At 47.7% G+C, this 26,815-nt stretch carries 19 protein-coding genes; 14 read left to right on the top strand and 5 right to left on the bottom strand.

Annotation, left to right across the window (positions count from 1 at the left end; all coding sequences use genetic code 11):
* The 4 genes from K331_RS32090 to K331_RS0100020 form a co-directional block, all read left to right on the top strand.
* A partial coding sequence (locus K331_RS32090) for a hypothetical protein (protein WP_036633807.1) occupies positions 1-856 on the top strand: 856 nt, incomplete at its 5' end.
* Between the two features lie 36 nt (positions 857-892).
* Positions 893-2,338, top strand: coding sequence for a glycosyltransferase family 2 protein (locus K331_RS0100010; protein ID WP_028588688.1), 1,446 nt, complete (start codon positions 893-895; stop codon positions 2,336-2,338).
* Positions 2,339-2,376: 38 nt separating this feature from the next.
* Positions 2,377-4,185, top strand: coding sequence for a FecR family protein (locus K331_RS0100015; protein ID WP_028588689.1), 1,809 nt, complete (start codon positions 2,377-2,379; stop codon positions 4,183-4,185).
* A gap of 46 nt (positions 4,186-4,231) precedes the next feature.
* Complete coding sequence (locus K331_RS0100020; protein WP_051289506.1) at positions 4,232-5,839, top strand: stalk domain-containing protein; 1,608 nt, start codon at positions 4,232-4,234, stop codon at positions 5,837-5,839.
* Between the two features lie 119 nt (positions 5,840-5,958).
* Here K331_RS0100020 and K331_RS0100025 read toward each other — a convergent pair whose 3' ends face one another.
* Positions 5,959-6,804 carry a helix-turn-helix domain-containing protein gene (locus K331_RS0100025; protein ID WP_028588691.1) on the bottom strand — a complete coding sequence of 282 codons (846 nt, stop codon included), beginning with the start codon at positions 6,802-6,804 and terminating at the stop codon, positions 5,959-5,961.
* A 168-nt stretch (positions 6,805-6,972) separates the two neighbouring features.
* Here K331_RS0100025 and K331_RS0100030 point away from each other — a divergent pair, with 168 nt between their 5' ends.
* From K331_RS0100030 to gdhA, 3 genes are all read left to right on the top strand, one after another.
* On the top strand, positions 6,973-9,045 hold the full coding sequence (locus tag K331_RS0100030) for a beta-galactosidase (protein ID WP_028588692.1): 2,073 nt from the start codon (positions 6,973-6,975) through the stop codon (positions 9,043-9,045).
* A 41-nt stretch (positions 9,046-9,086) separates the two neighbouring features.
* Positions 9,087-10,034, top strand: coding sequence for a helix-turn-helix transcriptional regulator (locus K331_RS0100035; protein WP_028588693.1), 948 nt, complete (start codon positions 9,087-9,089; stop codon positions 10,032-10,034).
* Between the two features lie 521 nt (positions 10,035-10,555).
* On the top strand, positions 10,556-11,911 hold the full coding sequence (gene gdhA, locus K331_RS0100040) for an NADP-specific glutamate dehydrogenase (RefSeq protein WP_028588694.1): 1,356 nt from the start codon (positions 10,556-10,558) through the stop codon (positions 11,909-11,911).
* A 155-nt stretch (positions 11,912-12,066) separates the two neighbouring features.
* Here the strand turns inward: gdhA and K331_RS0100045 are convergent, their stop codons facing one another.
* Entirely contained in the window at positions 12,067-12,954 is an 888-nt protein-coding gene (locus K331_RS0100045) for an SDR family NAD(P)-dependent oxidoreductase (RefSeq protein ID WP_028588695.1), read from the bottom strand.
* 176 nt (positions 12,955-13,130) lie between these two features.
* Here K331_RS0100045 and K331_RS0100050 point away from each other — a divergent pair, with 176 nt between their 5' ends.
* Positions 13,131-13,589, top strand: coding sequence for a MarR family winged helix-turn-helix transcriptional regulator (locus K331_RS0100050; RefSeq protein ID WP_028588696.1), 459 nt, complete (start codon positions 13,131-13,133; stop codon positions 13,587-13,589).
* A gap of 111 nt (positions 13,590-13,700) precedes the next feature.
* Here K331_RS0100050 and K331_RS0100055 read toward each other — a convergent pair whose 3' ends face one another.
* Positions 13,701-14,663 (bottom strand): helix-turn-helix domain-containing protein, encoded by a 963-nt coding sequence (locus tag K331_RS0100055; RefSeq protein WP_028588697.1) that lies wholly within the window; start codon positions 14,661-14,663, stop codon positions 13,701-13,703.
* 160 nt (positions 14,664-14,823) lie between these two features.
* Between K331_RS0100055 and K331_RS0100060 the strand changes: the two genes are divergently transcribed.
* Both K331_RS0100060 and K331_RS0100065 read left to right on the top strand, forming a co-directional pair.
* Positions 14,824-16,989, top strand: a complete 2,166-nt coding sequence (locus tag K331_RS0100060; protein WP_226383512.1) for a GDSL-type esterase/lipase family protein — start codon at positions 14,824-14,826, stop codon at positions 16,987-16,989.
* A gap of 169 nt (positions 16,990-17,158) precedes the next feature.
* Positions 17,159-17,986 carry a methyl-accepting chemotaxis protein gene (locus tag K331_RS0100065; protein ID WP_028588699.1) on the top strand — a complete coding sequence of 276 codons (828 nt, stop codon included), beginning with the start codon at positions 17,159-17,161 and terminating at the stop codon, positions 17,984-17,986.
* A gap of 192 nt (positions 17,987-18,178) precedes the next feature.
* Here the strand turns inward: K331_RS0100065 and K331_RS0100070 are convergent, their stop codons facing one another.
* Entirely contained in the window at positions 18,179-19,255 is a 1,077-nt protein-coding gene (locus tag K331_RS0100070; protein WP_051289508.1) for a glycosyl hydrolase, read from the bottom strand.
* Between the two features lie 595 nt (positions 19,256-19,850).
* On the opposite strand from K331_RS0100070, the gene K331_RS0100075 reads away from it, so the two are divergent.
* From K331_RS0100075 to K331_RS0100090, 4 genes are all read left to right on the top strand, one after another.
* Positions 19,851-21,293, top strand: coding sequence for a 6-phospho-beta-glucosidase (locus K331_RS0100075; RefSeq protein ID WP_028588701.1), 1,443 nt, complete (start codon positions 19,851-19,853; stop codon positions 21,291-21,293).
* A gap of 340 nt (positions 21,294-21,633) precedes the next feature.
* Positions 21,634-22,485: a BglG family transcription antiterminator LicT gene (gene licT / locus K331_RS0100080; protein ID WP_028588702.1), complete on the top strand. Its 852-nt coding sequence runs from the start codon at positions 21,634-21,636 to the stop codon at positions 22,483-22,485.
* 245 nt (positions 22,486-22,730) lie between these two features.
* Entirely contained in the window at positions 22,731-24,596 is a 1,866-nt protein-coding gene (locus K331_RS0100085; RefSeq protein WP_028588703.1) for a beta-glucoside-specific PTS transporter subunit IIABC, read from the top strand.
* 244 nt (positions 24,597-24,840) lie between these two features.
* Positions 24,841-25,551, top strand: a complete 711-nt coding sequence (locus K331_RS0100090; protein ID WP_028588704.1) for a metal-dependent hydrolase — start codon at positions 24,841-24,843, stop codon at positions 25,549-25,551.
* Between the two features lie 123 nt (positions 25,552-25,674).
* On the opposite strand, the gene K331_RS0100095 is transcribed toward K331_RS0100090, so the two are convergent.
* Positions 25,675-26,748 (bottom strand): M42 family metallopeptidase, encoded by a 1,074-nt coding sequence (locus tag K331_RS0100095; protein WP_018887983.1) that lies wholly within the window; start codon positions 26,746-26,748, stop codon positions 25,675-25,677.
* Positions 26,749-26,815: the final 67 nt, after the last annotated feature.

Consider the following 26,815-nt stretch of genomic DNA (forward strand, 5'->3'; position numbering starts at 1 on the left):
GTTGTCCTATGCAATTGTCCAGGAGCCGAGCTCACAGAGCGGTCTGAATCTGGACTTGCAGGGAAGTATTTTAAACATAGGAGGGACTCCGACTCTCCCGACTACCTTCACGGTACGAGCAACAGATCCACAAGGACTGTATGCGGATGTGGAAGGCAAGCTGGACTTCGTGCCCGAGGCGCTAAGGTCTCATGGTGGGGTGCAAGTAAGTGGTCCGTTGACTCAGGTTGATCTGAATGAGTACTTCGTGGATCGGGATAACGAGATGCTCTCTTTTGCCTTGGGCAATATAAGCCACCTAAGTCAGTCGTTTACAGCATGGATTGAAGGAGATCAGTTGCTGTTGAGTGGTATGATCGTGCAACCGATGGAGATTCCCGTATCGGCCATTGATGAACGAGGAAATACCGCATACAACAAAGTGGAATTAATCGGTGAGAACCAAACAGCAGTGACGTTAAGACAGACAACAATTTCCATTGACCCGAATGAGTACGTGCCTTTAGTAGATCCCAATGAAGACATGCTTGTAGAAGATTCAAATGAAAATGTGTCTGTGGAAGAAGGGATTGTTGAAAATGGAGATACGTCATTGAATACGATCGTTCAGGAATCGGTCCCGCCAAGCGGCCAGCTCAGTCAGGTCGACCTTCAAGCCTATTTTATGCACGAGGGTTCTGAATACCATTCCTATACCCTTGAGGACGATGCTAGCGGTGAAGCTAATGCCTGGATCGAGGAGAATGTTCTTTACATTTCTGGAGAGATGCCATCTTCACAGGTCGTTGCTATCAGGGTAGAGGACGAGCAGGGAGTCTCGGAAGTCAAATATGTTCAACTACCTCAGACAGAGTGAATTTCGTTGTAGAAACCGACTAGAAGGGACATAGCCATGAATCAAAGGCATAAGCAGATTTCAGACTTAATATTGCAGAAATCCTATGAAGCGGCAGAATTGATTGCAAAGCGGCATGTGCAGGAGTTCCCGCTTGACGGTCAAGGCTGGCTGCTGCTGGGAGAAGCATTAATGAACCAGGATCAAGGTCAAGCAGCACAACGACTGTTCGACCGGGCGTTATTTCTCGATCCGAAGGGGAAATGGATGCCTTTTATGAAGCGTGAGATGGAGAACGTAAATCACAGTGAGGCAGTCAGCGAAGAGATTGAGCAGCTTCTATCCGTTCCCAGAGTTACTGTCTCTGCCGCAATCATCGTAAAGGATGAGGAACGCAGCATAAAGAGGTGCATTCAGAGCATTCTCCATGCGGTGGATGAAATCATAGTTGTGGATTCAGGTTCAACAGATCAGACTTTATCCATCTTGAAGACCTTTCCGCAGGTCAAGGTGTTCACGCTGAAATGGAATGACAATTTTGCAGAGCTTCGCAATGAAGCTCTGCGGCATATCACATCGGATTGGGTATTTTGGCTCGATGCGGATGAATGGCTTCACGAGGAGGACAATGACCTTATTCGTCTTGCTGCAGGTCTTTATCACAATATGGAGGCCTTGATTCCGGCATTGCAGCCTTGTCTCATGAATTATGTGAAAAGTGGACTTATTCAGGAATACTCTGTTCCGCGTTTTTTTCAGATGAACAGAGGTATCTATTATAGCGGGCGTATACATGAGCAGATTGCTACAGAACAAGAAGGAATTTTCACCACGAATGTTCTGCACAAGCCGATTGGCATTCGGTTGTATCATGATGGGTATAAGCCAGAGATCAAGACCCAAAAAGACAAAGCGACCAGAAATATCAAGCTTTTAGAATTAATGACGGAGGAGGATCCCACGAATCCAGGATGGTGGTATTTCCTTGGGAGAGAAACAATGGGCTCTGAGGATAACACAAGAGCAGTAGCCTATTTTGAGAAGGCTATTGAACTAGGGAAGTCCTATCGACAATTTGGACGTATCGCAGAGATTTATATGTTGCAAGGTAAGATTCATAGATCCCGGAACCAGCTGGAGCTGGCTGAAGAGTTCTTCATGAAAGCTTTGGCCGTTCATCCGGACTATCCTGACGCTCATTTTCAACTAGCTCATATCTCGACGCTCAAAGCCCAGCAGCTATTGGCTGATGCCTTGAAGCATGTACAAGAAGCTGCGAGTGGCTTCCATACCTATCGTGGTGCGGTTGCTCCAGATCAGGATATCCATTTATGGAAGGCTGACGCTTTACGATCCGATATTCTAGTGCTTAATGGTCATTTTGCAGAAGGCGCAGCCATACTACAGGGGGTGAAGGCTAAGGCTCCTCATGCTGGCAACATAGATAGAAAACTTGAATTCATGAAACAGCAAACACAGCGAGTACAGCAATTATTTCAGTGAGTCTAACACGCTCCTATGTGAAAAAGAGGGATATTCTAATGATCAAAATACCTCGTGTTTTAATACTCTTCCTGGTCATATCAGTCTTGATAACAGGCTCCTATGGCGTGAGCGCAGCGGCATTTGAGAGCGGAGGTGCTTATCTTACTTCTGTGAAAGGTGAAGTAAGTGTGACCAAAGCAGGAGGAGCCCAAGCCATTCCAGCCTTTGACAATATGAGACTATCCCAGGGAGATCAGATTATTACGGGTGACAATGGGAGTGCTACGATCAAGGTCAAGCAACCGGAATCAGAAAGAACGCTGGGCCACAATTCGAATGCAACCATCACCAAGCTTAGCCAGAGTGCGTCTGGTAATACTTTTTCAATCAAGCTCTGGAATGGATCGATGTGGAGCTCTGTGGCTGCTTTAGGTGGAGCCGATCAGGACACCATTGAGATACCAGGATCCACACTTCGTGTCAAGGGAACTCAATTTTATGTTGGTATTCAGTCCGATGGTACATTATCGGTGTTTGTGGCCTCAGGTCTTGTCGCTGCAAGCTTCAATAATGATCTATCTCCAGCTGCACCTGTTCTAATAGCACCGACACAGCAGCTGAATGTTAATGCCCTGTCTCTGCCTGCGCAGCTACAGGATGCCGTATCTGTAGTGGATGTAACGAAGCTCGCCAATCAGGCGGATCCTGTTGTCCTACAAGCCATGATCAGCAGTGCTGCTGCTATTACTTCAGAGAATGACGAGCTGAGATTACAATTGCAGCGTTCTTTGGGAGAACAAGTTAAACCAGCACTTCAACGCGGCGGTATTTCATCTGACATCAGTATTAAGGGACAAGAAGATCTTGATGCTTACTTGATGAATATCAATAACCTGGTATCCAATATTGCCTCTGAAGCTGTCCGTCTTGGCAAGATTCAATCGAACGCGATGAATGAGATTCTTAATCAGGTCAATCGAGAAATCCCGAATGTAGATCAGAAGGTTCGCTTGAATCCTATTCAATCCATCAATCCGCTGGGAGGTGTGGATCCAGGTGTTGCTCAGCAAAAAGAGCAGGAGTTATTGCGCTTGGAGGCCTTCCGGAAAGAAGAGGAACAGAAGCAGTTGCGTCTTCAGTCTGAAATCAAAGCCAAACTGGGCGAAACGATGCAGCAGCTGCTAAACATCCAACAAGAGCTTAATGCGGCTAATCAGTCAATTCTTGAGCAACTTCAGAGTGAGGCGGAAAAAATGTATATTTCTCAGTTATCGCCAGATCAACTTGCGAGCTATCAACAGAACAAGCAGCAGCTGAAGAACGAAAGCTCAAGTTCCCCGAGCACACAGAACGCGAATACGAACACGAACACAACAGCACCTGCTATACCAGATCGTTCTAATTCCCGGGTTACTCCCGGTATCACTTTGGTTCAAGACAAAACAGCACAGGGCTTCAACCTGTCCATTCACTTCAAGCGTTTTACGGGCTCAAATGCTTTTTACGGAACAGAGTTTCACTTTGTCAGTGACAATAACCTGGAAGTTATGAATCCAGACAATCGTTTCTTGAATGAATCCTATTTTGCGTCCACTAATAGTGTGGACCTCGTTAAAAGCCAAATGGGAACAGTAGGTAGCTCTGCAGCGACCAAGAAGGAGATCATTTATGCAGCAACCCAGTTCGGAAATGCCTCCAACATCACAATTTCGGATGGAGTGCTGGCTACGATACCTTTCTCTGTGACTGGAGATGGGACGCTCAAGCTGTCCTATGTGAAGATTGTAGATAAGACTGGGAAGGTTATTTTGGAGTTAACTGATCCTAATCCCGGATTGCCTCCAGTCCTTACTTTCACGAAGTAAATGACCTAATCCCATATTTCAGAAAATCAGCTCACAAGGAGTATCTATGAACTTATTACGAAGAACAGCTCTTGCATTCACGGCTTCTACTCTTGCTTTTAGCTTGAATGTCGTACAAGCAGATGATGTTACTCCACCATCCAATGCTAATAACAGCATGATGGATCAGACTAATATAAGTGCCGGTAACGGAATGTATGGTGAGCAGGAAGGGGTTGCTTTGGCAGCTTCCTTCAGGAAACCGACAGGCTTAGTGATTGGTGCGAGTGACGATTTGTATATTTCTGACACTGGCAATCATAAGATTCGCAGACTGAGCTCGGGTACTGTCAGTACCTATGCAGGTCCTTCATCCTCTGTGCTCAGAGATGCTGGAGGACAACCCTTGGGTGCTCTCCTGAATGGTAACAAGGCAAGCGCCCTGTTCAATGCTCCTGCGGCATTAGCTTATGGCTCTGATAAAAGCATTTACGTGGCAGACAGTGGTAACAACGCTATCCGTAAAATCGCTCCTTCGGGAGCGGTTGTTACGATTGCTGGAAATGGCAAAATCGGTGCGAGCGATGGTAAAGGCACTGAGGCTACCTTTTATCACCCGCAGGGCATTGCCGTAACCAACAGTGGCGTTATCTATGTAGCAGACACACTCAATCATGTCATTCGCAAAATTACGCCCGATGGGACCACATCTACGCTGACAGCTGCATCAGACAGGGTTGTTGAGCATCATCCAGGACTTGTACTTGCAGCGGGGGATTACAAGGACGGTCCGATTAAGCAGGCGCTATTTAATGAGCCTACAGGGCTTGTGCTTGATCCTAAAGGGAATTTATATGTCAGCGATTCGGGGAATCAGCGGATTCGTTATATTGATTTTGCTACCGGCCAGGTGACAACCATTGCAGGTGATCCTACACCCGGGGGTATGTCCGTCTATGGCAAGAATGCCTTATATGCAACGGGGAGTTACAAGGATGGAGCAGCTCATGCTGCGGCCTTTTATTTTCCGAAAGGCATCGCTCTGGATGAGTCAGGAGGCCTTCTTATCGCAGATTCTCTCAATCATGTCGTAAGATATCTCAACAATGGACATGTCACAACGATAGCGGGTAGCCAGGCTGGAGAGGCCGGATTGCAGAATGGTCAGGGGCGCACCGTATTTTTTAACACCCCACAGGATGTAGCAGTGGCATCTGATGGAACCATCTATGTGGCTGACCCAGGCGATAACATCATTAGGAAAATAGCGTCTACTACGTTGCCGGTAGCTGTCAGCGACCGTCCGTCCGGCATTAAGGTCATCCTTGGACAAGAGCAGATCAAGTTTGACGCACCTCCAGAGCTCACCGGCGGAAGCGTGATGGTGCCTATCCGGCAAATTGCCGAGACGCTTGGATACGAAACTAGATTTTCGTCGGATGGTCGCACTGTGAGCTTAGCGAAGGATAACCGTGCTATCCAGCTTAATCTTGGTTCCAAAAGCTATACACTTAAAGAGGCTAGTGGAGTAGAGACAGTTGGAGCATTGAATGCAGCACCTTATGTGAACAAGAACAGAGCTTATGTTCCTCTTCGTTTTTTGGCAGAACAGCTTGGAATAGACGTGAAGTGGTCTCCAGAGACCCAAACGGTCATGCTCGATAGCAATGAATAACTGGACTGTATTATGTAAAAGAGGGCGACGAGTTAACTTCGTTGCTCTCTTTGCTGTCCTCATTTTGGTCTAATATTCTTTTTTCAGAGACGATGAGTTCTAATGGCTTCAACCAGCAATCAGGGCCTACAGCTCGCTCTAAATTGCTCTGGTGTCATATGAACAACTTTCCTGAAGCATTGAATAAAGTAGCTGCTCTGTGAGAAGCCAGAAGCGATAGCGATATCCTTAATCGTCTTATTCGTAGAGACCAGTAGCTGCTTCGCGTGCAGAATTCGGGACTCAAGTATATATGCCGTGACTGTCTTACCCATGAACTGATGGAACTTGCGGCTAAAGTAAGGGACACTGTAGCCTGTGAATTCGGCCATGTCAGCAACCGATAACGACTGAGTGCAGTGGGCTCGAATATAGTCGGCTGTGGCGTGGATACTGGGAATGGCCGGATCTCGGGGGAATGAAAGCGGCGACGCGTCTTTGATAATGTGCAATAACAGCTCATAGAGTGCGACAGAGGTACGAATCTCCCGGTCAAGGTCAAATGCTCTGCCTAGCTGCAACAGCTCCTCCATACGCTGATTCACCGCCGAGATATCCTTCAGCTCGAACAGCCATACCTCTCCAAGCCCGCGTGACCCCAGCAGTGCTTCCATACCATGCGCGGCAAAGTGAATCCACCGTATATCCCAGGGATCTTGAGGGTCTGCCTCGTAGTGCTGCGGAAGGCCAGGGCCGTATAAGAATCCGGTTCTTGCAGCGAGCTTGAAGCGTGTGCCAGACCAGGTCACATAGCCGCATCCGTTAAGAATAAAGTGAAGATTGTACAGTTGATTCAGCTTCAAGTCATTCGTCCGGGGCAAGCGCTGAACCGCATGCGTCGGATCGTCCTTATACCCGCCAATGAAGTCTGGATAACAGATGTAATGCTGCATGGAAGGGGGTGGAAAGAATAGATGCTCCCTCATGATGAGTACCTCGAAATGAGAAATTATTGTTATGAACTCTGCTAATTATATCATTTTATCTGGGAAATGCTCTTTATAAATCGCAAAAAAATGATATCAAGGCAAAAAGTCATTATATACGCTTACAATGAATCATTTTAAAATGGTAGCATCAGAAGAACGGAGGGAATGTTCGTGACTAAATCCATTCAATTAGATGCTTTGCAATTAGGAGTCTGCTACTATCCGGAGCATTGGTCCGAAGAGCTGTGGGAGGATGATTTTCAGCGAATGAGGAGCATGAATATTTCATATATTCGCATTGCTGAATTTGCATGGGCCATCTTGGAACCCGAGGAGGGACGATTTCAATTTGAGCTCTTCGACAAGGTACTGGATTTGGCCCATCAGTACGAACTGAAAGTCATTATGGGCACACCTACAGCGACACCACCAGCTTGGCTGACGCACAGGTATCCAGAAGTGCTGAACGCAACGGCTGAGGGTGTTCCCTATCAGCACGGAATGCGCCGTCACTATAATTACAGCAGTGCGAAATATCGGGAGCTGTGCGCCCGAATTACCCGTGAGATGGCTAACCATTATAAGGATCATCCGGCCATCGTAGGCTGGCAGATCGACAATGAGTTCAACTGTGAAATAAATGTGTTCTATTCTGAAGCAGACCATGTAGCATTTCGAGCTTGGGTGAAGGAGAAATATGGAACGCTGGAGGCCCTTAATCATGCCTGGGGAACCGTCGTATGGAGTCAGACCTACAGTGCTTGGGAGCAAGTATATTTGCCGCGTAAAACGACGGCTGACTCGCCTAATCCACATCATACGCTGGATGAGAAGCGGTTCATTTCCCATAATGCGATTACATTTGCTCAGATCCAGGCAGATATCATTCGGGAGCTCGCTCCGCAGCACTGGATTACGACCAATGGTATGTTTGGACATCTGGACAGTCATGCACTGACCGAGTCCATGCTGGATTTCTTCTCTTATGATTCCTATCCTCAATTCTCTACGATCTTCCCGGGGCAGGAGGATAAGCCACTACTTGACCGGAAATGGAGCCTGAATCTAAGCGCTGTGCGGGACATATCGGGTAACTTCTGCATTATGGAGCAGCAGGCTGGTCCTGGAGGATGGGTGAACCGGATTGATATGCCGTCCCCTCGACCTGGTCAATTACGGCTATGGACATATCAGTCGGTACTGCATGGGGCTGATCTTGTTCTGTATTTCCGCTGGCGTACAGCGACCGTAGGGACAGAAATCTACTGGCATGGTCTGAATGACTACCACAACAGGCCTAACCGTCGCGTCTTGGAGGCTACTCAGGTAGGCCAAGAATTCGGAACGATCGGCCACGAGCTTGCAGGTACGAAATATATGGCTGATGTAGCGATTTTGCGGGATTATGATAATGAGTGGGACGGAGAATTCGATGTCTGGCATGGTCCTCTTACAGCCCGTAGTGTCAACGCCTGGTACAAGCAGCTCCAGTACCGGCATATTCCGGTAGATGTGGTCTACTTACGGGATCAAGACCTGACTGCATTACAGAAATATAGACTGCTGATCTATCCGCATGCGGCGATTATGACCGATGAGGCTGCGGAGCTATTGGAGAAGTATGTAGCAGGGGGAGGTACAGTTATCTTCGGTGCCCGAACCGGGTACAAAAATAAGCATGGTCATGCTCGTATGCAGCCGCTCCCGGGACCTGTAGCCGCTTTGTGCGGAATATCCGTGAATGATTTTACACTGATTAAGGGCACGGTGCAGCCCCCGGTATTAAAGTGGGAGGGCGATGACCCTTCCCGGGATACCGTTGCCGAAGCCTTTAATGACATTTTGCAGCTAGAAGACCCAAACGTAGAGGTCGTGGCTACCTATGCTTCAGATTACTATGCAGGTAGCCCGGCTATGACGAAGCGTATACATGGGCGTGGAGCTGCTTGGTATTACGGAGCGGCATTTAACGAAGCTGTTGTGGATACGCTGATAGATAGGCTGGAGCTGACCTCGCCGGTGGCACAATGGCTTGAGGTGCCGGAGCAAGTGGAGATAGGCATTCGCGAAGGGAAGGATGTGCGATACGTATTTCTTCTCAATTACGGGTCTGATTCCGTAGAAGTTGTACTACATGAGCCTCGCAGGGAGCTACTCACTGGAGAGAACATTAGTGGACGAGTGCACCTTCCGGCTTATGGCGTGATGATCATGGAGTGGCCCTGTGTGATAGAATAATTAAGAATAGGCTAGACCTTGGAGTACGGGGGAGTAAGACAATGAATAAAACCGAAAGACAGCTTGCCATCACGCTTGAGTTGCAGCGGAGTAAAATGCTAAGGGCAGAGGATCTGGCGGCTCAATTCGAGACAAGTGTCCGGACGATTTACCGTGATATTCAAGCATTAAGTGAGGCGGGGGTTCCGATATTCGGAACTACGGGACAGGGGTATTCTCTGTTGGAAGGCTATTTTTTACCCCCAATCGGTTTTACGACAGAAGAGGCTGTTGCTCTGCTCATGGGTACGGATTTCATGGATCAGAGACTGGATGCCGATTTTGCAAGTGTAGCTCAATCCGTACGACGCAAAATTGAAGCGGTATTGCCTGAGCCTGTACGAGTGGAATCAAGACGCATACGTGAGACAATGCGGCTCATTCATGTTGATGAGCCGATAACTGGTCGGAAGGAAAAGGATTATCTAACCATAGCTCGGCATGCGATTATGAATAGGCGTAAGCTAAGCTTCGGGTATGTAAAGAAAATGTCGGAAGCAGACGGGAATCGCAAAAGCTGGCGAAAGGTTGATCCTTATGGGCTAGCGCTTGTTCGGGGACATTGGACGTTGATTGCACATTGTAATTTTAGGCAGGAGCTTCGCCATTTCCGGTTGTCCCGAATGACGGAGTTGACCCTGCTGGAGGAAGGCTTCGCGTTCCCGACAGGGTTCGATCTGAATCATTACCGTCCACCGGATGATCGTCATGTGATCGTAGTGGTAAGAGTGAATCGGAGCATGATCGACAAGATCTTAGAATCAGGAAGCTTCTACATGGAAGCAATGGTGCAGGGAAAGGATGAGATTCGGGTCACTTTTCGAGTCAGGCAGGCTGAAGAGCTGCTCCCTTACATCCTGGGCCTGGGAGGGAATATTGAGGTGCTGGAGCCGAAGTCCTTCCGTGAGCGTGTACGACAAGAGATCGAGAAAATGTTTAAGTACTACTGACACGTTGTTGTCAGTAGTGTTTTTTTTATAGTAGATTAACATAAACAGATAGCATTTCTGAAAATCATGGGAAGAACAGCGGAAGTGCTGGCAGCATGTAAAGAAGTCCAGTGCAGATGATCGTGCCCGCCTCAGGTACATCCAGAATGACTGCATAATGATTTAGCATCATAGTAAGTTATGGCGGTGTTGTGACCATTTTTGCTCGATGATGTTCAATCTGCACCCCTGAGATTACACTTACTCCGTCGTGAAAGTTGTGCCTTGATGAGCGGTAATTAATAAGTGTGAAAAATAAAATTTATCACTATGAAAAAATAAAACTTAACATGTCGTGTAAATAATTCTTGCCGACTGATGGATATTTCAAGTAATATGTTGAATTAAATAAATTAATTGATTCATAGGTCTGTTTTTGTATTTCAACGCGGTAACGCTTTGCAGAGTTCTTGAGCTTCATTCCTTCCAAGAGATCCTGCAGGCTACTGACTATTTTAAATGATAAAGGTGGATGAACAACAATGGCCGAAGCATCAGCAAATGAGTATATTCAGAGTGTATATGAAACCGTAGTGAAACGAAATCCTCATGAATACGAGTTTCATCAAGCCATCAAAGAGATTCTTGAATCGCTTGTTCCTGTCATTGCCAAGCATCCAAAATACATACAGCACGGTATTCTGGAAAGAATCGTAGAGCCGGAACGAATGATCACATTCCGCGTACCTTGGGTCGATGATCAAGGAGTTGTACAAGTGAATCGTGGCTTCCGTGTCCAGTTCAATAGCGTGCTCGGACCTTATAAGGGCGGTCTTCGTTTTCATCCTTCTGTGAATGCCAGCATCATTAAATTCCTTGGCTTCGAGCAGATCTTCAAGAATTCACTGACTGGCCAGCCGATCGGTGGCGGGAAGGGTGGATCGGACTTTGATCCAAAAGGTAAATCGGACGGAGAAATTATGCGGTTCACCCAAAGCTTCATGACGGAGCTGTACAAATATATCGGACCAGATGCCGATGTACCTGCCGGAGATATCGGTGTCGGCGCTCGCGAGATCGGGTATATGTTCGGACAATATAAACGAATTCGCGGCGGCAACGAAGCGGGTGTCCTGACAGGCAAAGGAATCGGGTATGGCGGTAGCTTGGCCCGTACAGAAGCAACAGGCTACGGCACGGTCTACTTCGTAAACGAGATGCTGCAGAGCAAAGGACTTCAGTTCGAGGGAAGTACAGTTGTCATTTCCGGATCAGGCAATGTGTCGCTATATGCGATCCAGAAAGCAACGCAGCTGGGAGCCAAAGTGGTGGCATGTAGTGATTCAAACGGATATGTCTACGACCCGGATGGTATTAAATTTGAGACCGTCAAGCGCCTGAAGGAAGTGGAGCGCAAACGGATCAGCGAATATGTGGTGGAGCATCCAAATGCGGTGTATACAGAGGGCTGTGAGCAAATTTGGTCTATCCCGTGTGATATTGCACTCCCATGTGCCACACAGAATGAGATTAACGAGCATTCAGCTAACTTGCTGGTATCTAACGGGGTCAAGGCGGTTGGAGAAGGAGCCAATATGCCTTCTACTCTCGAAGCTATTGATATTTTCCTTCAAGCTGGCGTACTATTCGGGCCTGCCAAGGCTGCAAATGCCGGTGGTGTCGCTGTATCGGCTCTCGAAATGGCACAAAACAGCATGAGATACTCCTGGAGCTTTGAAGAGGTGGACGCGAAGCTTCATGAAATTATGAAGAATATTTATGCTTCGGCAATCCAGGCGGCGGATGAATATGGTCATCCTGGCAATCTGGTCGTAGGAGCCAATATTGCTGGCTTCACGAAGGTGGCAGATGCCATGATCGCACAAGGTGTAATCTAATTCATCGAATTGCAATAAGCGGCAGTGAATCGTTTGTAGATTCAACTGCCGTTTTTTTGCACTGACGATCATGAGGGACTGTCATCTGGATGAGGCCATGTTAATTACGTTGCTCTAATGTAGATGTCAGGATTAGGCCTAGTGTTGGTGCAGCTTCACTTGAACGTGTGGTGAAGGTAACCATGCTCTACGAGCAGCTCTTGTGTAGCCTGCCATAGCTTTTTCTGCAATCCGACATTACCCCCAGGTTCCGCTGGCTTAATAGATCTTCCGCTTCCAACATTGAAATATCCACCCGTGACGCTGGAGAATTCCGGATCCATAATCAGGCGTGTGATGATTGCGGCTCCCTTTTGCGGGTTACCGAGTCGAAGGAATCTCAGAATCTGTTCGATTATACCCGCATATTTGAGCTCACGACCAAGCCCCGTAACATTAAATCCGGGGTTGAGTGCATTCACATGAATTCCAGTTCCGGTCCATTGCCGAGCCAGTTCCGCAGTGAACATGATATTTAACAATTTGGTCTTGCCATAGATAGCAGAGGAGCCTCGGGCTGTAAAAGGAGTGGTATCCGTTAAGTCGTCGGGCAGGGTTAGCACGCCATGGCGACGAGAAGCTTCGGAAGCGACATTGACGACCCTGGCCATGCTCGCTTTTTGCAAGGAAGGCCTTAGCAGATGCGTTAATAGCCATGGGGCCAAATAATTCACGGCCATCATCTCGGGAAGCACCTCGGAGGTGATGCGAGGTTCAAAGGCATGAATGCCAGCGTTATTTAATAACACGTCGATTCTAGGATGAGCATTGGCGATCTCGTTTCCTACGCGAACTACGTCACGCATGACCGATAAATCCCCGTAGAACACATCTACCTGTGCTGAAGGAGCAAGCTCATAGATTCGTTTTCGAGTGGCGGCTGCACGTTCCATGCTTCTTGCCGTCAGGATGAGGTCATAGCCGCACATGGCTAGCTGAACGGCAACCAGCTCTCCCAGACCACTCGTTGCGCCCGTAATGACAGCTATTGGTTTATTACTCATACTCATGCTCCTTTGTGTGATACAATTTTAATAAATATGGGAAGAAGAGATTGAAGAATCAGCAACAGAAGCAAGACTTTAAAATAATATAATTGACATATATCCACTATATTAATTTGATTGATATATGTCAACTATACTTCTGTTGTGACTTTACGAAGGAAAGGTGAACGAGGATGGAGGAGGAGCAATCTTTCCCTGTGTCGAGAGCTCAATTGGAATTGGATCTGGGTAAACAGCTGAATGCGCTGATTAGTGCTTCTCATGCACTCCATGTGGAAGCTGCCGCCCGGTATGACTCTTCTTTGCAGCCAGCTGCCTTCCACATTGTACGTTGGCTCTATTCCTACGGGCCGACCAATGCGGCAGCCTTAGCAGAAGCAATTGCTATGGATCGGAGTGCAGTCAGTAGGCTTGTCAAGCGACTAGAGGCTTTGGGGTATGTCAAAAAAGAGGCGTCGTCTGAGGATGGCAGGGGAGTTATTCTATCCCTAACAGATGCCGGACAGCAAAATATGATTCGTGCCTCCCAAGAAAAGGAGTCCATTTTCTACGAAAGAATTAAAAATTGGACGAATACGGATTTGCAAGCTTTTACCGAAATGCTGAGGCGGTTTAACGGGTTGGAGCTCTAGACATACCATTGTTCCCTCTCTCGAAGTTTGCGAAAGGCGTGGCATGCGGAGGATGTATCCGACATTATGAAGAGACAGGCTTCTGATTCATTCAGAGGCCTGTCTTTTATGTTATTCATATACATCCTTCTCGGAAATTGGCCCTACTTTGGATGAATTAATAATAGCTGGACCTGTATATGATCTAGGTCGGTACTGGAGTGGAGACATGCCCGTCCAACGCTTGAATTGTCTGCTGAAATGACTCTGGGAGGTGAAGCCCAGTTGCTCCGCAATGTCCTGAATTTTCAAGTCTGAGTAGACAAGCAGGTGCTTGGCATGTTGAAGTCTTTTACTGGTCATATACTGTCTTGGAGAGATCTTATATACCTTGGAGAACAGCTTGTGGCACTGCACGCGGCTTAGACAGAGCTCGTCCGCCATCGACTGTATCGAAAGACTTGACGAATGCAGATTGTTCATCATATATTGCTCGATCCAATGTGCTGTCTCTACCTCGTAGAGGGAATGCTTCTGTTGGATGGACTGTGCAGGTACCGATGTCTGCTGGAGCTGTGCAGTCATCATCTCACTTAGAATCATGAGGATGGTGGAGTGGAGCCGCAGTCTCTCTTTCATCAGCAAGAAGCCTTTAACCTTCTCCGGATAGTGGGTGGATGCTGTCGTCGCCAGAATGCTGTTCTTAATGAATTCATCCAGGTGCTCAAGCTGGCGACTGAACTCGGGGCGGGGGGGCTGCTCATGATTCCATGCTTGCAGAGGCTGCGCCTGGAACCACTGACGACACTCCAGGTCATCGATGTCAAAATGAATGGAAAGATAAACATAGGGTCCTGCATCGGAGCTAACGACATGATGGCGAAGACCAGGCGGAATCACCAACCAATCTCCTTTGCCAAATGGAATCGAGCATTGATCAATATACTGAATGGCGCAACCATCATAGCAATACAGGAGCTCAAAAATTTTGTGATGATGATTGGGATAAGTCCAACCAGGCTCGGCTACCCGAAAATGAAAGCCAATAAGATGAAGAGTGCTCATCATGTCTGGAAAGGCAACCTTGTAAGTCAAAGCTTTAGCCTCCCTCTAGGTTTGGAGTTCCACTGTACTTCCATAATTATACATACTATGCGACAGATACGATAGCAATTAGTATTACAAATGGTCAAAAAATAGAGAGAAATCATCATTGGAATCGCTTACATAAAAAGTCATAATGGAGGAAGCGCGCGTGAGCACTATCAAGCGGTATCGCAATATGCGTAAGGAGAAAGGGAGAATTGAGATGAAAGGATTCTGGACCATGCTGCTTTCCTTATCACTGCTTCTAACTACGATGCTGACTTCTGGTTATGGCAAGCTAGCAGCTGCCGCCAATGAGCCAATACAGGAGGGAAGTCATGCTATCGTTGCTGATTCGTATCGGTTCAATTTTGCCAGCCAGACCAAGCCTGGTTACCAGTCTGTAGTGTATGATACACACATGGGTGCCCCTTTATATAACGCCTCAGTCGGCTACGGATTTGTCGAGCACACCAGTGCCCTCCCACCACGAGAGGTACATACAGATACGATTACCTCCGATGGAACAGGCTTTTTCATCACAGAGCCTGAATTCTATGCGGAACCAAAATTCGAGAAAGACAACTATAACAACTACGGTATGACTTTTCGAATTGCAGCTCCTCCAGGTGCTTATAATGTATATGTGAGGACTACCTCAGACACGGCGGATACTGCAATATCGATCTCAGGCATGCAGGCGAGTCGTCTGCTGTCTGGTGGACATTGGGATGCGGCCAAGCTTGTACCCAAGCAATTCAAGGCCGAGGCACGAGGGAAGGATTGGACCTTTGCCTATGTCAACGGACGAGAATATCTGGATATTGAAATTGAGCCGAATCGCGTTGGCACGAAGGTAGGTATTGAAGAGATTGTACTGGAGCCTATTGCAGCGCAGGAGCGGGCTTCAGGGGATCTTCCGACCATTTTTACCCTTGGGGATTCGACGGTCAAGTCCTATACCTTCGACGAGGCACCGATGAGCGGCTGGGGCCAGGTGTTTGATACCATGTTTGATCCCAGCAAGGTCAGAGTTATTAATTATTCCATGGGTGGCCGTTCGTTCAAAAATGCATACGCGGAAGGGCGCTTGAACGATATCTTGCTCAGCGGCAGAATTGGCGACCATGTACTGATCCAGTTCGGACATAATGACGAGAGCATGGATGAATTCAGACGCTATGGGCGAGGCTCTACAGAGGCTATGTATGAGATATATATAAAGGAAGTCTACCTTCCAGCGATTCGCGCAAGAGGCATGGTCCCTGTGCTGATTACTCCCGTCTCCAGAATAAAAGGTGATGCAGCCCAGGATTACGTGTACAGCAATTCCTTCACGAATCGTAAGTTCCCGGACATTCTGAAGCGTATTGCGGCCGAAGAGAGCATCACGCTCATTGATCTGAACACCGAGAGTGTGCAATATTACAACGAGATTGGCGTCAAAGCTACGACAGCAATCTTCATGTCTATTGAAGCCGGAGAGACGCCTGGCAAGACCAATGACGGAAGCTACGCCAACGGGCATCCATCCAAGAAGATTGACGGTACACATTACAAGGAGGCGCTCTCCAAGCAATTGGCGCGGATGGTTGTAACTGATCTGGTGAAGCAGGCACAGGCAGGCCATTCCGTCGCTGCCGATATTTCATCTCATCTGAAAGATCATGTGAAGCTGGCGGTTACGACAGCTGACTGGACAGATATTTTCCCGGAGATGGCCAAGGACACTACCACTGGGGAAGGGGCTTATTACCGGAATCAGATTGAGAAATTGCTACAGTTAGGAGTCATGAACAAAGACCACCAGGGTAACTTTAACCCGCGAGCGATGATCAGTGTGGAGGAGTTCGCGGATAGTCTTACCCGACTCATGAATGTGAATCCTTCAGTATTGGCCGGATATAGCAATGGAGAGCTATCTCGCGAGCTGATGGGAGCTATGCTGTATGATGCATACCAGTCCAGTTTCATCGACAAGCCAAGGTTCATGACGGACTTTAATGGCTCGACGGTGGTGCCTGGGGACCCGGATTATGATCCGAATCTGGATTCAGGGGCGCGGGGAGCCATGTATTATCCATTGGTGTCCTGGCAGCAGTTGACGGATACGGAGAAGACCCAACCGCAACTGTTAGCCAAGCTGAAGGGGGCCTATGATCTGGGGCTGATCCGCTCGGAGAAGGGGATTGCGAGAGGCCAAATGACCAATGGCACGGAGTTGGAGCCGAAGCTCGGGGTAACCCGCGAGCAAGCAGCCAAAGCACTGTATTTTATGTGGGTTCTTAGACAGGACGTCACGGCGGAGAATGATATTTCCTCTCTGAATCCCTAGGCAGCCCTCCAAGCTCAGTAACAGCTGTTCATATCCTATTCCCTATGAAATGGCGGAACCACCTATGAAACTCCTTATATACAAATTTATTAACAAATGGTTTATAAATCGTTTTCTTTTACCGATATAGGAACTAGGAGTGTTCCATTTTTTAACTGGGGGTAAGAGGATGAATACGCTTGAAGCTTTGGTCCATAGCATGCCATTTGTAAGTCAGATGTTTCGTGATGATGTCTCGATATCCATCAATGATCATGAGAAGGTGCTGTATTTTTTGGAGGCCCAGTCACTTGATATCGGAGTGAAGGTGGGCGACGAGCTGCACAATGACTATAAGAATTTCAAGATGCTAACGAATCGTGACTCTAGAACCGTCGTACGGATGCCAGGTGATCTTAAAGGTAGACCCTTCGATGCCATTCTTATCCCAATCAAGGAGAACGAGCAGGTCGTTGGAATACTAGGCGTCAACTATTCATTGGATAGTCATCATACGCTGGAATCACTCATTTCGGAGACTGAGACAATTATCGGTTCGCTATTAGGTGGGATTCAGCAGGTAGCTGCCCACTCGCAGGAGCTATCCGCCACCTCGGAGGAGATGCTCCGCAATTCCAAGCTAGCCGTCCAGAACTCAGCAGGTGTCACCAAGGTGACTGGTGTGATTCGTGAGGTCTCGGAGCAGACCAATCTGCTTGGGCTGAATGCGATGATCGAAGCGGCGCGTGTTGGCGACCTGGGAAGTGGCTTTGGCGTTGTCGCAGGTGAGGTGCGTAAGCTATCTGATCACACCAAGCAAGCGGCTGCGAGCATTGAAGAATCGCTCGTCAATGTGCAGGCCTCAATGAAGCATATGGAGGTCGAGATCAGTCAGATTACGGCAGCGACTCAGGATCAGGCGATACTGGTTAATGAATTTGTGAATAGTATCGAGCAGCTCAATCAGACGAGCAAGAAATTGAAGGAATTTGTACAGCAAATGCTTTCTCTGAAGTAGGTAGAAGAGGTTATGATCGTATGCAACAGCTCTATTCGCGATACGCGAGTAGGGCTTTTTTTAATATGGGCTATGTGACATTGAAATAACTGGACTACATCATGTGAAAAAGACCCTGAGTCCAGAATACGAATTCTGGGCTCAGGGCTGAGGCTATGGGTAGGGAGCTGTACCGCATACTTCGCACATTACTTAACGTTTGCGTTCGCTTTCTCGGTGCTGCTTCATTTTCTCTACTAGCTGTGGCAGGGTGAGTGTCTTGCTTTGACTCATATATGTCCGGATCTCAGTAGTGGAGTTGTCCTGGGTAAGCGAGCTACCCCAAGTCATGGAATATACCCATTTCGGTTGATTTTTGAGTACTTCTGGACTAGGAAGCCCTCCATTCTCACCGATGGCGATCGGTTTGCCCCCTGCGAGTGCAAGCAGCTCCTGATAGTAGGATTGCTTGAAATCATGCTCATAGATATCGGCCGCCAGTATATCGACCTTCGCCGTACCAGGAAAGAACGCCTCGTAGTCCAGAGAATAGGCATTCGGAGCATTAGGATTCCATACCCATAATAGATTGTCCAGCTGGTGAACGTTGACGAAGCGATCATACATAATGCCCCAGAGGGCATCAAAATTATCCTTCTCCCCCCACCAGAACCAGCCTCCATTCATCTCATGATAGGGCCTCCACAAGACAGGTACATCTGCGTTCTTGAGTGTCTTCAAGGAGGCGGCGACCTGATCCAGATCGCGGATTAGCCGCTGGTATTGGGGAGTTCCGGGAGTCACATAAGCATTGAATTCAGCTTGGCTAATCTTGCGCTGCACATTCTTCCAAGTAGGTGCCGTACCTGGCAAAGGCTGATGATAGGTCATCACCACAATCCCGCCCGAGCGGCTCCACTGGATAGCTGAATGGATGACACTTTTTCGCTGGGAAGCAGCTACTGTCGGGCTTTGATTGGAGATTGCACCAAGCTCATATCCATGCAAGCCAGGCATTGAACCGCTGATTTTCCCAAGACGATTTTTCTGCTCGTCTGGGCTTTCCAGATAATCATGCTGGCCTGTAATCAGGTATTCACCTGATATATCGGATAGGAAAGCTAATAGTTGCCGAGAGCTGTCCGAGGCATTCGGATTGATGGGTTTGAGGGCCGCTTCAGCACTAGAAGTGGAGTCCTGAGAGCCGGTGAACAATAGCAGGCACAGGAAAGTGAGTGTAAATGCTTTGATGAGCATCAGCGATTGTCTTGAAGTATTTTTCACAAGCATCAGCGTCCTTTCTTCATAACCTGGCGGTTATTTTCTGGATGTAGCATCATGTACTCTGAACCGATTTTGCTCCAGGCCTGTGGCGAAGTCAATATCACTACTGTAATCAAGATAGATTAACGTCATATTGTAGATAGATATAATTACATTGAATAGATGGATTGTATAACATAGATGTAAGAGGTTATGTAAGATAACAAGAGGTTGTATACTCCGCTCCATCTCTGCTTGACTGTCTATCGGAGTGGAATCATTATCCATATATACCCGAATTCAGCCGTACTGATTACAATTATTGCAGATAAATGTTTGATTTGCATGTGCAAAAAGACGTAGGTCCTGTGCTGGAACCAACGCTTTCCTGACATCACTTGGGGACATCAGAGACATATTGTATTTGACAGGCTAGCTGTTTTTTTGCTAGAGTTTTATCAAATCCATAATCTGTATCATTAGGGATGTTACCGTAAGAGGGCATAACCTGATCCGGCTTGTTTGCGTTGCCTACTAATGCATACAGGCTGGTTCGGGTTTTTTTGTTGTAAAGGGCAAGCTATACGGTAGCGAATTCGAACTATTCGGAAGGAGAGTTAATATGTCCAATTTTGTGTTTCCTGAGAATTTCCTGTGGGGAGGTGCCTTGGCTGCGAACCAGGTTGAGGGCGCATATCTGGAGGATGGCAAAGGACTGAGTGTTGTCGATCTTATGCCAGCAGGCGAGAAGAGAAGAGATATCATGAAAGGATATGTTCCATCCCTGACTCCACTTGAGGGGGAATTTTATCCATCACATGGAGCGATTGATTTCTATCACCGCTATAAAGAGGATATTGCTTTATTTGCAGAGATGGGCTTCAAGGCTCTTCGTGTCTCGATCGCATGGGCTCGGATTTATCCGACAGGTGAAGAGGCTGCACCGAACGAAGCAGGACTGAAGTTCTACGACGATCTGTTCGATGAGCTGCTGAAGCATGGAATCCAGCCGGTGGTTACATTGGCTCACTTCGACGTGCCAGTCAGTCTGGTAGAGAAGTACGGAAGCTGGAGAAGTCGCGAGCTGGTGCCTTTATTTGAGAAATATGCGCGCACGGTGCTGGAGCGCTACAAGAACAAAGTGAAATACTGGATGACATTCAACGAGATCAATATGCTGCTGCATTTGCCATTCGTGGGTGCAGGGCTGACGTTCCAGGAAGGCGATAATGTGAAGCAAATTCAGTATCAAGCAGCACATCATCAGCTGGTCGCAAGTGCGCTTGCGGTAAAAGCCTGTCATGAGCTCATACCGGATGCCATCATCGGCTGTATGCTGGCAGCAGGAAGCTTCTATCCGTATACTTGCAATCCTGAGGATGTATTCCAGGGTATGGAGAAGGACCGCGAGTCCTACTTCTTCATTGACGTGCAATCCCGTGGGGAATACCCAGGCTATGCCAAGCGTTTCTTCAAGGACCATGGTCTGAATATAGCGATGGAGCCTGGTGATGCAGACATTCTCAAGAATAACACAGTAGACTACATTGGCTTTAGCTACTACTCCAGCCGTACAACCAGTACCGACCCAGAGGTCGTGAAGAAGATGACCAGTGGTAATGTGTTTGGCTCGGTCTCCAATCCTTATCTGGCTAAATCCGAGTGGGGCTGGACGATTGATCCTAAGGGCTTCCGTATTACTGCCAACCAATTGCATGATCGTTATCAAAAGCCGCTATTTGTGGTGGAAAATGGTCTTGGAGCGGTGGATACAGTCACTCCAGACGGAGAGGTGGACGATTCCTACCGAATCGACTATCTGCAGCGTCATATTGCCGAGATGGGAGAAGCGATTCAGGATGGTGTCGAAATTATTGGATACACCAGCTGGGGGCCGATCGATATCGTCAGTGCGTCGTCTGGTGAAATGAAGAAGCGCTATGGCTATATCTACGTCGATCGTGACAACGAAGGCCAAGGTACGCTGAAGCGCATCAAGAAGAAGAGCTTTGACTGGTACAAGCAAGTCATTGCATCCCGTGGAGCCGATCTCGAACAAAAGTAACCGCATCTCGACCACCTGATGTCTTTTAATCGTCTGCCGGAGTCCTTTTTTCTCCTCGGAATGAGGGGATAAGGCTGCGGCAGGCGTATTTCGGTTGAAAGCGTTGACATATCCCTGTTTTCAGGCTATACTTGACGCGAATCCATCTTTATTATTGGGATTGTTACTATACGGGTATTATGCGTACTCTCATGCATGGTGCTGACTGTGTAGGCAAAACCTAAGCTGTCAGAGGACCGGCAATATTGCCTGTTTTATTCTGGCCTGCTTTAGGTTTTTTTTGTATCCCGAGACCCAGGTGAATAAGGGGCGGTTGGTGCAGTGAGAACGGGGGATCAGCATGAAAATAGCGAAAGTCATTAACAACAACGTAATCAGCGTATATCAGACGGACGGTACAGAGGCTGTTATCATGGGACGTGGGATCGCGTTTAAGAAGAAGCCAGGAGATCAGGTTGACGAGACGCGGATCCAGAAGGTATTTGCACTGAAAAACAAACAGACTACCGATAATTTCAAGATGCTGCTACGTGAGGTACCGCTGGAGCTAATCGAGATTGTGGAAGGAATTATCAGTGACGCCAAGCGTGATCAGGACCGGAACCTGAATGAGAATATCTATGTATCGCTGACAGATCACATTCACTTTGCCATGGAACGTTATGAGCAGGGGATAGAGATAAAAAATGCCCTCTTGTGGGAGATTAAGCAGCTCTACAAAGAGGAGTTCAATCTGGGTCTCAAGACACTGGAGCAGATCAAGCATAAGCTGGGCGTAGAGCTCCCTCAGGATGAGGCGGCCTTTATTGCGATCCATCTTGTGAATGCGGAGATGAATGAAGAAGTAGCGACCACTATGAATATTACCAAATTCATTCAGCAGATTGTGAATATTGCCAAATATCACTTTAAAATGGAGCTGGATGAGGAATCATTAAGCTATTTTCGTTTTATTACGCATCTGAAATTCTTCTCGCAGCGGATATTCAACGGCACGCATTATGATAACCATGATGACCATTTCTATGACCTCATTCGGGATAAGCATCCTGAGGCAGCAGCCTGTGTAGAGAAGATTAATGTCTTTATCCAAAATGAGTATAATCATGTTCTTACGAACGAGGAAAAGCTGTATCTGATGATTCATATTCAGCGAGTGATTACGCGCGGTCCTGAGGTTGCGAATGATTGAAATAGCGCTTTATCAGGATGTTATATGAATTTAAAATAGTTGTTGACAATCTTCGAGGCTGTCGTTTACGATATGTCTAACAGGAACTGAATAATGATTTAACTGGGATTGTTACTGGTTATGCAGGCAAAACCTAAGTCATGGGAGGAATAGGACTACATGTGTCCCCTCGCCAATGGCTTAGGTTTTTTGTGTGCTCAAAAAATCGGTTCCACCTGTTCTAATAACACACGGGGGTGTACAGCATGAGTCAGGAGAAACTGGCAAAGGAAATTATTGAGTTGGTAGGTGGCGAGAAGAATGTCGTATCTCTCGTACACTGTGCCACGCGTCTGCGCTTCGTACTGAAGGACGATAGCAAGGCAGACAAGGCGGGTCTGCAGAGAACGGATGGGGTCATTGCCGTCAAAGAAAATGGCGGACAGTTTCAAGTTGTCGTAGGTAACAAGGTACCTGAGGTCTATAGCGCCATCGGCAAAATTACCAAGCTGCTGGATGACGGACCTAAGGAGCCAAGTGGCAAATCCGCTAAAGGTATTGGTGCTATCGTCGATGTCATCTCCAGTATTTTTGCTCCATTGCTTGGAGTTATGGCTGGTGCGGGTATTCTCAAGGGCTTGCTGCTGATCGCCAGCAATCTGGGCTGGTTGGAGACAACAGAGACCACGTATACAATTTTGTATGGTACATCTGACGCTTTATTTTATTTCCTGCCAGTGCTGTTAGCGGTTACAACCGCTCGGAAGTTCGGAGGAAACATTTTTATTGCAATGACCATAGCCGGATCATTATTGTATCCGTCCATCATGGCTTTGAAAACAGAAGGTGTAGCAACTGATTTCTTCGGGATTCCAGTCATTATGATGACGTATTCATCCACCGTTATTCCGATTATTATCGCCATTATTGTAATGTGCAAGCTGGAGAAGCTGTTCAACCGATTGATTCATGAGAGCGTGAAGAACTTCATCACGCCACTGCTGCTTCTGGTAATCATGGTTCCGCTTACGCTGATCGTGTTTGGACCATTCGGTGTGTATGTTGGTAATGCTATTGCTTCCGGTCTGGTAGCTGCCTTCGGCTTCAGTCCACTGATCGCTGGTGCGATCATGGGTGCATGCTGGCAGTTGCTCGTTATCTTTGGAGTACACTGGGGTCTGGTTCCGATCTTCATCAACAACGTGGCTGTTCATGGACGTGATGGCATCAAGCCTGCAGCAACAGCATCTGTATTTGCTCAGACCGGTGCATCCTTCGGGGTTATGCTCAAGACCAAGAACAAGAAGCTCAAAACATTGGCGGGTTCCGCTACACTGAGTGCCCTGTTCGGAATTACCGAGCCTGCTGTCTATGGTGTGACGCTCCCGCTGAAGCGTCCGTTCATCGCTGGTATTATCGGTGGTGCTGTCGGTGGTGCCATCATTGGTCAAGCGGGTACACAGGCGTTCGCTTCCGGCGCACCTGGACTGTTGACGCTGCCAATCTTCTATGGACCAGGTGGACAAGGCTTCCCGGGGCTGATTATGGGTATTACGGCATCCTTTATTATCTCAGCTGCGCTCACTTATATTCTGGGCTTCGAAGATCCGGTGGAAGAGGAAGACAAGGCTACCAAGTCCGTTGAGCCATCTAATCAGACGGCTCCTGTAGCCAGTGCGAATCAAGAAGTGCTCAGCCCGATCCAAGGTAAAGTAGTACCTCTGTCTGAAGTGCCAGATCCAGCGTTTGCATCAGGCGCCATGGGGCAAGGAATTGCGATCGAACCATCCGAAGGACGGGTAGTGGCTCCATTCGATGGAACGGTTACTGTGGCCTTCAAGAAGAAGCATGCTCTGGCTGTTGTCTCCGAGACAGGAGCAGAGGTTCTCGTTCATGTCGGAGTAGATACAGTCAAGCTGGATGGACAGCATTTTACTTCCTATATTAAGGAAGGCGATCAGGTCAAGGCAGGCGATTTACTGCTGGAATTTGATCTGGAGCAAATCAAGGCGGCTGGTTATCATACGGTAACGCCAGTCATTATTACGAACTCGGCCGATTATGCAGAGGTGAAGCCTGCCGCAGATGGTCAGGTTCAGCTTCAGCAGCCACTGTTGAAGCTACACATCTAATTCGACGATAAAGCTACTATAATGTTCATATCATGGATAGGCAGCGAGCCCTTTAAGGGTGTCGCTGCCTCTTTTTATTAAGATGATAGAATTTATAAGCTTTCTGCGAACCTGATAGTAAAATAAGAAATGCGAACTATTGTTCCCTATGATAACTTGCTATACAATATATGAGGGAATGGAGCGGTAACATCCATTATTTACATTGTGGCTGCCCAGATGAATAGAGAGGATGCATGACATCATGATGGGAAGAGCCCATATTATTATTGGTACTGGCGTTAGCTGGTCAGTGCTTGTGCTGCAAGGCTATGATGTAACATTGCCCGCTGCCGCAGCGGCTGTGATTGGATCCTTGCTGCCGGATATTGATGAACCGAATTCGCTCTTGCTTAGCAGGACAATGCCACGGAAGCTGTTGCGTTGGGTACAGATATTGACACTAGTCGGTGCTGTGATTGTGTTCATGGCAGGTGTATTCAGCTACCCATGGGATTGGATTCTGGCAGGGATTATGGCCATCGTGGCGTGGATTCCTTCCCGCTCCTTACGGAAGGTCATTTTGTTTGCGCTAGGGGCGGGGTTCGCCTGGTACGGTGGTGCCTATAGTCCGTGGAATTATATTGCGGGCAGTCTGCTCGTAATTTGCACCATTGTCCCTCATCGTGGGCTGACGCATACGCTCTATGGAGCGGTAGCCTGGACAGGGCTGCTGTATGGCACGACAGCCGCTTATGGAGACAGCATCTGGCTGGCAGGTGGTATAGCCTATATAGTGCATCTCCTTGCGGATTCCTTGACCAATAATGGCATTAAGCCACTACCTCCCCTGAATCTGCGCCTTCGCTTCCGCCTGATGAGCACAGGGACGAAGAAGGGAGCCAGGGTCGAGAACATTTGCATTGCTCTGACGCTGTTACTGGTGACAGTCGCGTACATTTTTCGATCCGTTTGATGAATGAGTAGTGACAACACACGAAAGCCATGCCCTGCGGCACGTATCCCTTTTTCAGGATAGACGAGCCAGGAGCATGGCTTTGGTCATTGTGGCTGTGTAAGTCTCATGATCTCGGCATGATCAGGAGTTCTCAATGATGGTATTGAGTGTGGTGCGATCCAGATGCTTCACAAGCTTGATAATCAGTTCTTTTGCAGCTGCATAATCATCTGTGTGAATAATGGAGCCAGAAGTATGGATGTATCTACCACATATGCCAATGACAGTGGAAGGAACACCTTTACCACTTAAATGAACCTGACCAGCGTCTGTTCCACCTGGAGAGATGAAATATTGATACTTAATACGATGCGTATCCGCCATATCCTTCACATATTCCACCAACCCACGGTGGGTCAACATCGTAGGATCAAATACGCGCAGTAAAGCGCCGTGACCGAGATGCCCATAGGCATTTTTGTCGCCGGTCATATCGTTAGCTGCACTACAATCAAGTGCGAAGAAAATGTCCGGCTGAATGAGATTGGCCGCCGTTCTTGCTCCTCGCAGCCCCAATTCCTCCTGCACAGTAGCTCCCGTATATAACGTGTTTGGCAGCTTTTCCTTATGTACAGCCTCAAGCAGCTCAATTGCCAGGCCGACACCATAGCGGTTGTCCCAGGCTTTGGCCATTATTTTTTTGGGGTTAGCCAGAGGTGTGAACTTGCTTACTGGAACAATGGATGTCCCGGGCACGATCCCCAAAGCCTCTACTTCCTCACGACTATCTGCACCAATATCTAGATACATGTGCTTCAATTCAACGGGTTTGCTGCGAGCAGCATCATCGAGCAGGTGTGTAGGTGTCGAGCCTACAACGCCTTCGATCGGTCCATTTGGCGTGATGACCTGAAGTCGCTGAGACATGACTGCTTGACTCCACCAGCCGCCGAGCTGCTGGAATTTGATCATGCCAGTATCTGTAATGCCGTTGACCAAGAAGCCAACCTCATCAAAATGTCCCGCTACCATGACGCGAGGTCCTTCCTCATCGCCTCTTACAACTCCGAATAGGCTTCCCAGATGATCCTGTACGAATTCATTGGTGTAGGATGACATCTTGTCTTTTACCCATGCTCTGAGCTCTCGTTCATGCCCTGGTGCAGAAGGGAATTCAGTCAATGTTCTGAACAACTCTAAAGTGTGCTGATCCATGTATGTAATCACTCCTCATTAATTAACCACCGGATAGTTATTATGTTTAAGTATAAAGCATTATGTA

It is taken from the genome of Paenibacillus massiliensis subsp. panacisoli DSM 21345 (assembly GCF_000426545.1).
GTDB classification, from domain to species: Bacteria; Bacillota; Bacilli; order Paenibacillales; family Paenibacillaceae; genus Paenibacillus; species Paenibacillus panacisoli.